A 13081-nucleotide genomic window follows, 5' to 3' on the forward strand; every position below is an offset into this window, starting at 1 on the left:
TTTATGTTTTCATGTATTTCAAAAAAAAAAGAACCTCCGACGCATCCAAAGATGCAATCGGAGGTTCCTCCTCCACTGTAATAGGCTATTGAAACGGCTAAGATGTCACTTCCATATGCGTCTGAGCAGGTGGGTCGAATTGATCCAAACAGCGGAAGATGATGCCCTTCTGTTTCATTAAATGAATCACCTTCTCGCTATCCTTCGGATAGCTTCGATGATATACAATTTCGATCACGCCGCTGTTCGCAAGCATATTCGCACATGTCCAGCAGGGCTGGTCAGTGACGTAAACGGTTGAGCCCTCGCGATCTGCACGGTCAGTGAACAGCAGCAGGTTCTGCTCCGCATGTATCGTTCGAATGCAGCGCTGCTTCTTAAACAGCTGCTCCTTACCGTCGATCAGCTTCATCTCAACCTCCTCCGTGATCATGCAGCCTGCCTCAAGACAGTCCTGCACACCCATCGGGGCGCCATTATATGCTGTTCCGAGCAATTTCTTTCCTTGGACGAGAACAGCTCCAACATGCCTGCGCGGACACCGTGAACGTGTCGAAACCATATAGGCGATATCCATAAAATAAGTGTCCCAATCCTTGCGGACGGCATCCTGCGTTTGGGTATTCATAACTTTAACTTCCTTTCTCATGCTGCTTCTGATGCTCTAGTTGCATCGATATGTTTGTTAGCTTTGTTGGCTGGCCGCTATGGCTTGGCTGATATCCGCTAAAATATCTTCGATTCCTTCTGTACCGATAGACAGACGAATCATGCCGGGAGAAACGCCTGCACTCGTCTGCTGCTCCTCCGACAATTGCAGATGGGTCGTGCTTGCCGGATGAATGATCAGTGACTTCGAGTCTCCGACATTTGCTAAATGAGAGAACAGCTCAACCGAATTGATTACTTTTTTGCCGGCTTCAATACCGCCCTCTATTCCGAAAGTCATGATGGCGCCTTTACCCTTCGGCAAATATTTTTGAGCGAGCTCATAAGTCGGATGGCTGGCAAGGCCCGGGTAATTCACCCATTCCACCGCTTCATGGGCTTCCAAGAACTCAGCAACCTTCTGCGCATTGGAGCTGTGGCGTTCCATCCGGAGATGGAGCGTCTCAAGGCCCTGCAGTAACAGGAAGGAGTTGAAAGGCGAAATTGCGGCCCCCATATCGCGCAGCAATTGTACGCGTGCTTTAATAATGTATGCGACTGGTCCAACCGCGTCCGTATATACAACGCCGTTATAGCTTGGATCCGGTTCGGTCAAGCCCGGGAACTTCCCGCTTGCTTTCCAGTCAAACTTCCCGCCGTCTACAATGATACCGCCGATTGAAGTGCCGTGGCCGCCGATAAACTTCGTAGCCGAGTGAACAACGATATCCGCGCCGTGCTCGATTGGTCTGCACAAGTAAGGGCTCGGGAACGTATTATCTACGATAAACGGAATTCCGTTCTCATGCGCGATTGCAGCGACAGCCTCGATATCAATGACGTCGCCCTTCGGATTTCCGATTGTTTCCGCGTAAACGGCCTTGGTGCGCTCATTAATCGCTGCACGGAAGTTTTCCGGATCAGTCGGATCTACAAATCTAACAGTGATGCCCAGCTTCGCAAGCGAAATTGAAAATAAATTGTAAGTGCCGCCGTATAAGCTGGTTGCAGATACGATTTCATCGCCCGCTCCTGCAATATTGAGAATAGCGTATGTAATAGCCGATTGGCCAGAAGCAACCGCAAGGGCTGCCGGAGCGCCTTCAAGCTCCGCTACGCGTTTCTCAAAAACATCCGAGGTCGGGTTCATGATTCTAGAGTATATATTGCCGAATTCCTGCAATGCAAATAAATTTGCCGCATGATCCGTATCTCTGAATCCGTAAGATGTCGTTTGGTATATAGGCACCGCGCGCGACAACGTAGTCGGATCAATTTGCTGACCTCCGTGGACGGATAGTGTATCAAGAGAAAGCTTGCGTTGTTCTGACATTTTCTCGACTCCTTCTACATAAATGATTGATAGAATAATGGCAAGTGATGGGTAATTTACTCGCTTCCTTCCATTCTCTCACAATTATGGACGAGCTACAATGCTATCTTGCATCGCATTCAGCAGTTTTTCCCCAATTCCCTTGACACGCAGCAAATCGTCTATCGATGCATATTTACCATTTTTTTCTCTATCCTCTACAATAGCTTGCGCTTTTGCAGGGCCTATCCCCTTCAATGCGTCCAGCTCCGATGCTGTCGCGCGATTGATGTCAAGCTTGCCCGTTTCATTCGCTTCCGCGGCGGGATCTGTTGCAGCGATTTGACTTATAGCTTCTGAGCCAGACGATACTGGCTCTGAAGCAAACTGTTTTTCCGGCAGAGCATGATTATCCATTTTATCTGCGGGATCGCTGGGCAGATCACCCTTGTCGTCAACCAACCCCGTCTCTTTCTCTCCTGTTATCTGAAGCGCACCATTCCCTGCATCTGCCTTTTCAATTGCCTTTATCGCTTCTCCAGCGGCCTCGTTTACCAGCACCCACTCACCAGGCTCATTGTGCTTAGTCTCCATTAAAGCAGCAGAAAACAGGAATACGGCCGTAATTATAAATATGGAAGCGACTAAAATCGATTTGCTTGGTAAGCGAGATGACGATGATTTCATTTGATAGCCCCTTTTTTAGTCGACAATTTATTTAGGAATCCGTGACATATAAAACAAGTCCTCTGGAATAAGGTAAGAGAGCAACCAAAAAAGTATTGATTTTGACTCGGGATTTGCACGCGCATGGCCCTGCTTTTAACGCTCTAAGCATGCCGCGCACGCGCCAAACCTATAGGAGGGTTCAGCATGAATGTCGGATTTATCGGGACGGGCACGATGGGAAGCCTGCTTATTGAAGCACTGATAGCATCAGGCGCATTATCACCAACACAAATTGCCGTAAGCAACCGCACCTTTGCAAAAGCGCAAGCTTTGGCCAACCGTTATTCCGGCATGAAAGCCGAAAATACGAATGCTGCTGCTGCCTGCGGCAGTGATATTGTTTTTTTGTGCGTTAAGCCCTTGGAATTCAAAAAAGCCGTAGATGATATAAAATCCGTTATAAGGCCGAATCAAATTATCGTCTCCATTACAAGTCCAGTGCTCATCTCCCATCTAGAAGGCGAACTGGATTGCAAAATTGCAAAGGTCATCCCAAGCATTACTAATCATGTTTGGAGCGGAGCATCGCTATGTATATATGGCCAGACGATGAATGAACAAGACAAAACGCAGCTGGAGGAATTGTTATCCCATATCAGCCAGCCGCTTCGAATAGATGAAAGCTATACAAGAATCGTATCGGATTTATCAAGCTGCGGGCCGGCATTCATCTCATTCCTTCTCGAGCAGTTTGTTGATGCCGCCGTCGAGGAAACGGGGATCGGACGTGATGAAGCCCTTCGTGTAGCAAGCGCCATGCTACTCGGAACGGGATTGCTCTTGACCGAAGGAGGCATGACACCCGCGGAGGTTCAAGATCGTGTTGCCGTCCCCGGAGGAATTACAGCCAAGGCGCTGAACATGCTTCGCCGTGAGACTGACGGTGTATTCAACCAGCTTATCCGCACGACCCACGATAAGTTCAAAGAGGATTTAGCCAAGGTTACAAGCGCCTTTATAGGCGAAGAGGTGAACGGTCAATAGCTGTTCTTCAGCTAAATCCCGTTCACCTCTTCAATTTGCATTAATTTGCGACAATGTTCACTAGCTTGCCTTTAACCGCAATTACCTTGCGGATCGTTTTACCGGCTATCAGCTCTTGTACTTTTTCAAGCTCCTTCGCCAAGCTTTCCATTTCAGCAACATCCATATCAGCTGCGATGGAAACGCGGTCCGCGATCTTACCGTTCACCTGCACCACGATCTCTACCTCTTGATCGACAGTCCAAGCCTCTTCAAAGGTCGGGAACGAAGCGTACGTGAGCGAATCCGTGCGTCCAAGTTTCTCCCATAGCTCTTCAGCAATATGCGGTGCGATTGGCGAAAGCAATTGAACGAATTGTTCCATCGCCGCTTTCGGCAGCACATCTGTTTTGTAGGCCTCGTTGACAAAAATCATCAGCTGGCTGATCACGGTGTTGAAGCGCAAAGCCTCATAGTCCTCCGTAATCTTCTTAATGGAACGATGCCATGTACGTTTGAAAGCATCGCTCGTATCGCCGTCTCCAATTTTTGCGTTTAAGCTTCCATCCTCGTTGATGAACAAACGCCATACGCGGCTGAGGAAACGGTAGGTCCCTTCAACGCCATTCGTGTTCCATGGCTTAGTCGCCTCAAGCGGCCCCATAAACATTTCATACATACGCAGCGTGTCTGCTCCGAACTCATTAACGATGTCATCCGGATTAATGACATTGCCGCGTGACTTGGACATTTTCTCGTTGTTGTTGCCGAGAATCATGCCTTGGTTTACAAGCTTATGGAAAGGCTCTTTAGTATCTACAACTCCGATATCATAAAGTACCTTATGCCAGAAACGAGCGTATAGCAGATGAAGCACAGCATGCTCAGCTCCACCGATGTACAAATCAACCGGAAGCCATTCCTTCTGCTTCTCAGGCGAACAAAGCTGCTCATTGTTCTTCGGATCAATAAAACGTAAATAGTACCAGCAGCTTCCTGCCCATTGCGGCATCGTGTTCGTCTCGCGGCGAGCCTTCATGCCGGTCTCAGGATCAACCGTGTTTACCCAATCCGTTACGACAGCAAGCGGGGATTCACCAGTACCGGAAGGCTTAATCGCATCAACATCAGGCAGCAAGAGCGGCAGCTGATCCTCAGGAACGGTCTTCATCGTGCCGTCCTCCAAATGAATAATCGGAATCGGCTCACCCCAATAGCGTTGACGGCTGAACAGCCAATCGCGAAGACGATACGTAATTTTGCCTTTGCCTTTACCGGACGCATCCAAATGCTCAATCATCTTGGCAATGGCTTCCTCATTCTTCAAACCGTTAAGGAAATCGGAATTGACATGCTCGCCGTCCCCTGCATAAGCTTCCGTCGAAATATCGCCGCCTTGCACGACTTCCACGATCGGAAGCTCGAACTGCTTCGCAAACTCCCAGTCTCGCGCATCGTGGCCCGGAACTGCCATAATGGCACCCGTTCCATACCCGGCCAATACGTAATCCGCAATCCAGATCGGTGTTTTCACGCCGTTTACAGGATTAATGGCATAGGCTCCAGTAAACACGCCGGATTTATCCTTGGCCAAATCCGTACGCTCTAGGTCGCTCTTGCGTGCAGCAGCCTCTTGATATGCTTCAACAGCCGCCTTTTGGCCTTCGGTAACGATTTTTGCCACGAGCTCATGCTCTGGCGCCAATACGCAATAAGTTGCTCCGAACAGGGTATCCGGACGAGTGGTGAATACAACCAATGAAGAATCATGTCCATCGATCTCGAACGTGACCTCTGCGCCCTTCGACTTGCCGATCCAGTTCCGCTGCATATCCTTAATGCTCTCCGACCAGTCCAGATCCTCCAAATCATCCAATAGACGATCGGCATATTCCGTAATTTTCAATATCCACTGGCGCATCGGCTTGCGGACAACCGGGTGGTTGCCGCGCTCGCTGAGGCCGTTAATAACCTCTTCGTTAGCAAGCACCGTACCTAGTGCCTCACACCAGTTAACGGAAACCTCAGCAACATATGCAAGGCCGCGATTGTACAATTGAATAAATATCCATTGTGTCCATTTGTAGTATTCCGGATCTGTCGTGCTAATTTCGCGGTCCCAATCGTAGGAGAAACCGAGTGATTTGATTTGTCTGCGGAAATTGTCGATATTTTTGAACGTGATGTCGCGCGGGTGCTGACCCGTATCCAGCGCGTGCTGCTCAGCCGGTAAGCCAAATGCATCCCATCCCATAGGATGAAGCACGTTGTAGCCCTTCATTCTCTTATAGCGGGATACGATATCAGTTGCCGTATAACCCTCTGGATGGCCAACATGTAAGCCTGCTCCTGAAGGATAAGGGAACATATCTAACGCGTAAAACTTTGGTTTACCTGCGACCTCAGTCGTTTGGAACGTTTTGTTTTTATCCCAGAATTGCTGCCATTTCGGCTCGACAACAAGCGGATTATAGCCGTGAAATTGCTGTTCTTGACTCATTTGTTGATATCCTCCTAAGTAAATGTGCTGTATGCCGCCAGCTGCATAAAAAACATAAAACCTCTCGCCCCTAGCGATTATCGCTAGGGACGAGAGGTTGTTCTCCCGTGGTACCACCCTAGTTAGCGGCAGGCATGCTTTGCCTAACGCTCACTTGTCGCCCTTATCGCAGGCCAAACGGTGCTTTTCCCAAACGACAAATCTCATCGAATGATTATCCGCACAGCTCCAAGGCGAGCTTCATTCCGCAGCAGGTCCGGCTTCCACCACAAAACGCCGGCTCTCTTTGCCTTGCCATCGAAATTACTATTCCTCTTCAACGCTCCATATGCATAAAAATGGTTAGTTTCGATTATAAAGATCGAGCGGTTCGGTGTCAAGAGATCCTTACTCCATTAGATAAGAGCTGCTTCGCAGCCTCACTTGCCTTCATTTTATTTCAAATATTTATTTGCGCCGGCACTTAAACCAACAATACCGAAAATTACTGATACGATAACCAGCATCACTAATGAAATGGTCCAATTATGGGTGAGATCATGAATAAATCCAAATAACAGAGGACCGGCAGCGGCAAGCAAATAACCAATGGATTGCGCCATTCCCGACAGCTGCGCCGATTGTTCCGTACTGCTCGTCCGAAGCACGAAAAACATAACAGCCAGGCTGAACCCTGATCCGCCGGCTATACCGAGCAGAATCATGCAAATCGGAATCAGCGCAGAGCTTCCGATCAGTAAGCCTATATACCCGATTAAGAGCAGCACAGCCGTTAACACGACCAATCCTCGTTGACTAGCCTGCCTTCCTGCGATGACAGGAATGATAAATGTCGCAGGCAAGCTTACGAATTGCAGCAGTGACAGCATCCAGCCTGCATCGATATGGCTCATGCCGCGATCAAATAAAATTTCAGGCAGCCATGAAATATTGACATAAAAACAGAATGACTGCAAACCCATAAACAGAGTGACCTGCCAGGCTAAACCTGAGCTAAGCAAGCTAGACCTTTTCGCGCTGCCCGCTGTTTTCATGCGGCCGCTGCGGGTCAATGAGCGCGTTTGCGGAAGCCATGACGCAGTAGCGATGAGAGCAACCAACGACCAGCTTGCGAGCATCCCCTGCCAGCCGAAGCCGAGCTGCTCTGCGATCGGAATGCTGAAACCTGAAGCTAGTGCTGCCCCCAAATTCATAACGACCGAATATAAACCAGTCATCATACCGACGGTGGTCGGAAAATCCCTTTTGATCAAGCTTGGAAGCAGGACGTTTGCAGCCGCAATCGCCATGCCAAGCAGAGCAGTTCCAGCAAACAATGCAGCAACGGATGGAAGCGAGCGTATGACGATAGCGCCCGTTAGGACTACCATGGCAAGCAATAAAGTATTTTCCATGCTTATTCGCCGCGCAAAGCGCGGTGCCAGCGGAGAAACAAGCGCGAAAGCAAGCAGCGGCAGCGTCATCAACAGTCCCGTTATAGCACTGGATAACCCAAAGGCAGCTTGAATATCCGAGACGATGGGCCCGACGGCTGTTATGGATGCACGCAAATTAGCAGCAATAAGCAGGATGCCGAGCAGAAGCAGCCACGAGCTTGTTACAGCAACCGGCGAAGCTTGCGAGGCCGATGTCCATTTTACGTTATTCATTTTCACAAAATAATCCTTCTTTCTCTTGCTGTTCATTCTATGTTGTTAAGCTTCCCATTCAATTGCCTTAAACATTCGAAACGCGGTACCAATATTCATACTGTGCCGCGTAGCCGATCTTATCGTACATGGCATTGGCCGGCAAATTATTTTTGACGACGAGCAGATACCCTTGCTCCGCCCCTTGTTGCTTCCCCCATTGCAGCAGATGCAAAACGAGCTGCTCGCCATAGCCTTTATTTCGCTTGCTTGAATCGGTGACGATATCATAAAGACCAATCCAGCCATCCTCAATGACCGCGAATCCGCCTGCAACCGGAATGCCATTCTCATGCAGGAGAGCAAAGCATTTCTCGAGCGGTGATTGTAAAAGCATTTTACGGGTGACAGTCCTATACTCGTCCGTTAATCCGCTAAATACCGAAACTGCATCCAGCCAGCTTTCTGTAAGCTCGTTCTCGAGCCAAACATCCGCAAAACTAGGCGTTTGAACATCTGATAAGTGTATGGTCTTCACGATCGTATGGTCGACTAGATCATAACCGCGGGAGGCTAGCTCCCCGTCAAGCACGGATGGCTGGCTGAACGGCGTGATTTTAAAAACGGTACGCAGGTTTTGCCGTTCATACCGACCTTCGCATTCGCGGATTTTCGTATCCAGTTCTAAGGTATGGCCGAATAACGGATTTACCGAGTTGGATCGTTTGGTATACCCCTCTGCAAATCGAAGCAGCCAGCCGTCATAAACGAGCGTTTGAAGAGCCGGCCAGCCATTCAAGCTCATTTCCTCGATCCGAAAATGCAACAGCCGCTTTATCGGCACAATATGATGCCTGTCATGCCAAATAAAATCCTTTAAATACTGCGACGTATGAAACGGATGCCCGTCCGCGTCCTCATAGGCTGCTTCGTAGCGCTCCTTCGAAAACTTTGCAATCGCATTTATTATTCGTTCGCGGCTATGTATGGCTTGCGTTACCAATTCTATGACAGAAGTTGTCTTGCCGTAAGCTTTTGCTATTTCGTTAAAATCGTCATAGTCCAAATGCTTAACGGAGAGCGGCTCGCCCGTTGCCACCTTGTCGACCGCCTCCTGGTAGAAATAGTCATCCCACCGCAAAATATGGGCGACAACCCCACGTACGGTCCATTTCCCTGCCGCAATGCTCTGATTCCAGTACCGTTCATCATATTTCCCCAGATCGGCTACAAACGTTATCCATTCACCGAAGCTTTGCAGAAGCTGCTCTTTTTCAGAAGTCATTCTTTTTCCCTCTCTCTTTAAATAGGTAGACGCAGGTTTGCTGTCCTTTAATCATAATAGAAGCCGCGTTAACGGGCGAGAGGATTTTTAGAGCTATTAGCAAAAAAAACAGCCGCTCTTTGAGCAGCCGGTTACGTATTATTCCTTGCTTTTGACTACGACAGGCCGAAGCGCTCAAGCTGCTCCAACTGATTCGACCGCCGCAGCACTTCACCCTGCTTTGGACCAAGTAAATCAAAATGCGGATACTCTGAGCGGGCATGAATATAACGGGGGTCAAGGCCGTTTTCCAGACACCAGCGCGAGAGCTTACCCATATCGGAGCAGCCTACCTTTGTCACGGTCCGCATGTCTGGAAACCTCGGGTCAAGCCAGTAATGCGTAAGAAAAGCAATCTCTCCGCGCGCGACTGCCGCCTTCCATTCATTCATTTCTTTTCTTTTAATGCCAAATGCCATCGTACACGCTCCTTAAAGATCGACATTTACATGCTTGTCATATGGGGACCGCTTTATGGACGATTACGCTAGAATGTTCTTGACTCTGCCTACCTGGCCATCAGCGAGCCTTACCTTGATACCATGCGGATGCTTAGGTGCATTCGTAAGAATATCTTTCACGACGCCTCGCGTAAGCTTGCCGGTGCGTTGATCCTGTTTTAACACAATGTCTACCTGCAGGCCCGGCCTAATTGCCGAGCGTTCTGTTCCATTCATCCTAATCATTCCTCTGCTGCTCATAATGTTGCCTTTTAGCATAGCATATGCAAAGTAAAGATGCACATTATAAGGACAACTGTTATACTTAACATCAAACGATGTTTACGAAAAGAGGAAATGTATTAATGTCTAACGCATTTAACGCTTTGGGTATCATTCCCAAGCTTAGCGAACTGCTTCACCATGATGGTATTACGGAGCCGACTCCGGTTCAAAAACAAGCAATCCCTCTCCTGCTGAACGGGCAGGATGTCATTGCGCAAGCACAAACGGGCACAGGCAAAACGATCGCTTTTGCGTTGCCTATTTTGCAACGAATTAATATAGAGAAAGAACAAGTGCAGGCTCTCATCCTAACTCCGACAAGGGAGCTTGCCATTCAAATAACGAGCGAGCTTAAAAAGCTAGTGCCTGCTGTCGGTGTAAGCGTCCTTGCTGCTTATGGCGGTCAAGATGTAGACGCCCAAATCCGCAAGCTGCAGCGTTCGCCGCATATCGTCGTTGCTACACCTGGCCGTCTTATCGATCATATGAAGCGTGAAACGGTCAGCCTGGGCAAGCTGCAAATGCTTGTTCTCGATGAAGCCGATCAAATGCTCCACATGGGCTTCCTGCCCGATGTGGAAAGCATTATTTCGCAAACGCCGAAAGCGCGCCAAACGATGCTGTTCTCCGCAACAATGCCTGATGCCATCCGAAAGCTCGCGGCGGATTATATGAAAACGCCTGTCGATATCCGCGTACGGAGCACAAATGTCACGCTGGACAGCATTACGCAAATCGTCTATGAGACTACGGACAGAAGCAAGCAGCAAACACTTGTACATTTGCTGGAGCGCCATCAGCCGTATTTAGCTGTTATTTTTTGCCGGACGAAGGTTCGCGCTAAGAAATTAAATAAAGAGCTCCAAGAACTTGGCATTGAATCGGATGAGCTTCACGGCGATCTAACGCAAGCCAAGCGAGAACAGGTCATGAAACGCTTTAGAGACGCCCGCTTGCAGGTGCTTGTCGCGACTGACGTTGCGGCACGCGGACTTGATGTGGAAGGCGTCACGCATGTATATAACTATGACGTTCCGCAGGACGGCGAGCTCTATATCCATCGCATCGGCAGAACCGGGCGCGCTGGACAAGAAGGTGCCGCGATTACGCTCGCTACACCTTATGACAAAAATCACCTTATGCTCATTGAGCAGAGCATAAACGCAAAGCTTACGCGTCGCGCCATTGACAGCGAAGGCGTCGAAACTTCCGTACGGGCACAATCCGGCGATCGTCCAGAGAAGAGCCGGGGAGCTGCCGGCAAGAACGGCGCGCGCAGCGCAAGCGTCAAGCCAGCTGAAGGCGGGCGGCGCGGACGTGATCGTTCCGGTCAATCCGATCGCAATGCCAAACCAGGCGGACGCAGAGGACAACGCGATACCTTCCGTCCTGCTGCCTCAGGTAAACGCACTGTAAGAACAGCTGAGGTGCGCGGTGAAGTTAGCGAGCCGGCTGGTGAAACTTCCGGTTGGTCCGCTCGTCGCGGAGAACGCTTCGAAAATGACGGACCGGCTCGCGGCGGCGATCGTTCAAGCACACGAAGCAGCGCGCCTCGTGGCGGGGAACGTTCTTCTAGTCGCGGAACCGCAGCTCGTGGCGGCGAACGCTCCGAAAGTCGCGGTGGCGGCTCGGCTCGCGGCGGTGCAACCCGCAGCAGCAGCTTTGGAAGCCCTCGCGGCGCTGAGCATGCAGCAGGTCGCGCTCCTTCATCAGTCGACAGCCCGTGGGAAGCAGCTCGCAAAGATGAGAAAGCAAGCAATAACCGCGGCGCAGTCCGCGGCAACGCTCAGGCTGGCGGTCGCGGTGGTCAGCGCGGCAATTCTTCAGCCGGGGGGCGCAGCAGCGCTCCTTCTGGAGGACGCAGCAGCACGAGGGGCGGAAGTTCTTCCAACAAACCGCGCGGCGGGCGCAATCGCTAAATGATAATAAAAGTGGTTCCGACAGAATTTTTCATTCTGCAGGAACCACTTTTTTTCATACAAGACATCTACCCTTCCCTGTTAATTGACGGAACGGCTTACATCACGAATTACTGCCGGCAAGTACGGAGCAAATGCCTAAATGACGAGAAATCTAGACAAATGTCCAATCGTTATAGGTCATTTTACATATGATAATGTATACCGAACTACGGGAAAGCTCACTCGAAACTAATTTCCCAGAGTCGGAAATTTACTAATAGGGGGAATTGGCATGTCCGGTGTACATGGAGGTTTTACGTCGTTAGGCGTTATTTTGGTATTGTTCATTCTTCTGGTAATTATATCTAGATCCGTCCTTTTCTAATTCCTCTCAATAAACCATACAAGCGTAAACGGCTGTCGCCGTCCTCATTGGCAAAAGCTATCGTTTCGCGGAGATATATAAGCACATTTATAAGTGAAAACTTATAAATTCTTATATATTTAAAAAACCGCCTGAGCCTTTGCTCAGACGGTTTTTTGTGGTTAACGCCACGCATATTCGCGCAGCGCCTTCGCGACACCGTCCTCACTGTTCGAATAAGCTACCGCATTTGCAGCCAGCTTAACCTCTTCAGGAGAATTGCCCATCGCTATGCCCATGCCTGCAAATTGCAGCATAGTTATATCGTTATAATAATTGCCTATAGCCAAAATACGGCTGCGGTCTATGCCTCTGATTTCTGCAAGCTGCTGCAGCGCTCTTCCCTTATTAGCTTCCAAATGATGAACATCAATAAAATAATCACCGCTGCGAATGGTATGAAGCTGCTTTGGCCACCCCGCCCATTCTGCCTGCACCGTATCCATCACTTCTTTGCTTCCGAACACTGTAAATTTCACAAGCCCATTCGGCAATCCTAGTCTAAAATCTTGGACTAACGGCTTGGATTGATAATGTCCATACATTACCTCTGCTTCAGGAGTCATGCTCTCTACCATCATCTCAAAGGCCGTATTCAAATCAAAATGAATGCCATTTTCACGACAATAGGCGACAAAGCCAAGCAAATGCTCCGGAATCATTGCAAACTCATGAACGATTGATCGGTCGTCAGCATTAATGGTAGCTGCACCATTATGCGTAATTACCGTACCGCTAAGTCCAAGCTCCTGGAGCACCGGAAGTGCCCCCGATGGTCCCCGACCTGTGCATAAAACAATTTGAGCGCCTCGACTCGCAGCCTCGTTTACCGAATCCCGAATCTCCTCCGTGAGCACATGATCATCCGTTAACAGTGTTCCGTCTACATCTAACGCAATTAAATCATATTGCAAGCTCATAACTGCT

Annotated in this window: 12 protein-coding genes and 1 other annotated feature; of the genes, 3 read left to right on the forward strand and 9 right to left on the reverse strand. The window is 49.4% G+C overall.

Annotation, left to right across the window (positions count from 1 at the left end):
• Positions 1 to 97: 97 nt before the first annotated feature.
• The 3 genes from AC1DLI_RS02355 to AC1DLI_RS02365 form a co-directional block, all read right to left on the reverse strand.
• The gene (locus AC1DLI_RS02355; protein WP_477599236.1) at positions 98 to 628 is read right to left on the reverse strand and encodes a deoxycytidylate deaminase; all 531 of its coding nucleotides are present in this window, start codon (positions 626 to 628) and stop codon (positions 98 to 100) included.
• Positions 629 to 685: 57 nt separating this feature from the next.
• On the reverse strand, positions 686 to 1981 hold the full coding sequence (locus tag AC1DLI_RS02360) for a homocysteine synthase (RefSeq protein ID WP_477599238.1): 1296 nt from the start codon (positions 1979 to 1981) through the stop codon (positions 686 to 688).
• An 84-nt stretch (positions 1982 to 2065) separates the two neighbouring features.
• Positions 2066 to 2647: a ComEA family DNA-binding protein gene (locus AC1DLI_RS02365; RefSeq protein ID WP_477599240.1), complete on the reverse strand. Its 582-nt coding sequence runs from the start codon at positions 2645 to 2647 to the stop codon at positions 2066 to 2068.
• A gap of 186 nt (positions 2648 to 2833) precedes the next feature.
• Between AC1DLI_RS02365 and comER the strand changes: the two genes are divergently transcribed.
• Positions 2834 to 3673 (forward strand): late competence protein ComER, encoded by an 840-nt coding sequence (comER, locus tag AC1DLI_RS02370; protein WP_477599242.1) that lies wholly within the window; start codon positions 2834 to 2836, stop codon positions 3671 to 3673.
• A 40-nt stretch (positions 3674 to 3713) separates the two neighbouring features.
• Here the strand turns inward: comER and leuS are convergent, their stop codons facing one another.
• From leuS to AC1DLI_RS02395, 5 genes are all read right to left on the reverse strand, one after another.
• Positions 3714 to 6152 (reverse strand): leucine--tRNA ligase, encoded by a 2439-nt coding sequence (gene leuS / locus AC1DLI_RS02375; RefSeq protein WP_477599244.1) that lies wholly within the window; start codon positions 6150 to 6152, stop codon positions 3714 to 3716.
• Between the two features lie 82 nt (positions 6153 to 6234).
• Positions 6235 to 6481: a binding site (T-box leader), on the reverse strand.
• Positions 6482 to 6586: 105 nt separating this feature from the next.
• Positions 6587 to 7837 carry a CynX/NimT family MFS transporter gene (locus AC1DLI_RS02380; RefSeq protein WP_477599246.1) on the reverse strand — a complete coding sequence of 417 codons (1251 nt, stop codon included), beginning with the start codon at positions 7835 to 7837 and terminating at the stop codon, positions 6587 to 6589.
• A gap of 31 nt (positions 7838 to 7868) precedes the next feature.
• Positions 7869 to 9065: a GNAT family N-acetyltransferase gene (locus AC1DLI_RS02385; RefSeq protein WP_477599248.1), complete on the reverse strand. Its 1197-nt coding sequence runs from the start codon at positions 9063 to 9065 to the stop codon at positions 7869 to 7871.
• Between the two features lie 155 nt (positions 9066 to 9220).
• The gene (locus AC1DLI_RS02390; protein ID WP_477599250.1) at positions 9221 to 9523 is read right to left on the reverse strand and encodes a hypothetical protein; all 303 of its coding nucleotides are present in this window, start codon (positions 9521 to 9523) and stop codon (positions 9221 to 9223) included.
• 63 nt (positions 9524 to 9586) lie between these two features.
• The gene (locus AC1DLI_RS02395) at positions 9587 to 9781 is read right to left on the reverse strand and encodes a YwbE family protein (protein ID WP_477599252.1); all 195 of its coding nucleotides are present in this window, start codon (positions 9779 to 9781) and stop codon (positions 9587 to 9589) included.
• Between the two features lie 128 nt (positions 9782 to 9909).
• Here AC1DLI_RS02395 and AC1DLI_RS02400 point away from each other — a divergent pair, with 128 nt between their 5' ends.
• Together AC1DLI_RS02400 and AC1DLI_RS02405 are read left to right on the forward strand one after the other, a co-directional pair.
• Positions 9910 to 11748 (forward strand): DEAD/DEAH box helicase, encoded by a 1839-nt coding sequence (locus AC1DLI_RS02400; protein ID WP_477599256.1) that lies wholly within the window; start codon positions 9910 to 9912, stop codon positions 11746 to 11748.
• Positions 11749 to 12022: 274 nt separating this feature from the next.
• Complete coding sequence (locus AC1DLI_RS02405) at positions 12023 to 12115, forward strand: YjcZ family sporulation protein (RefSeq protein WP_477599258.1); 93 nt, start codon at positions 12023 to 12025, stop codon at positions 12113 to 12115.
• A 161-nt stretch (positions 12116 to 12276) separates the two neighbouring features.
• Here the strand turns inward: AC1DLI_RS02405 and AC1DLI_RS02410 are convergent, their stop codons facing one another.
• The gene (locus tag AC1DLI_RS02410; RefSeq protein WP_477599261.1) at positions 12277 to 13074 is read right to left on the reverse strand and encodes a Cof-type HAD-IIB family hydrolase; all 798 of its coding nucleotides are present in this window, start codon (positions 13072 to 13074) and stop codon (positions 12277 to 12279) included.
• Positions 13075 to 13081 lie beyond the last annotated feature (7 nt).

Source organism: Paenibacillus sp. 01T443, from assembly GCF_056398325.1.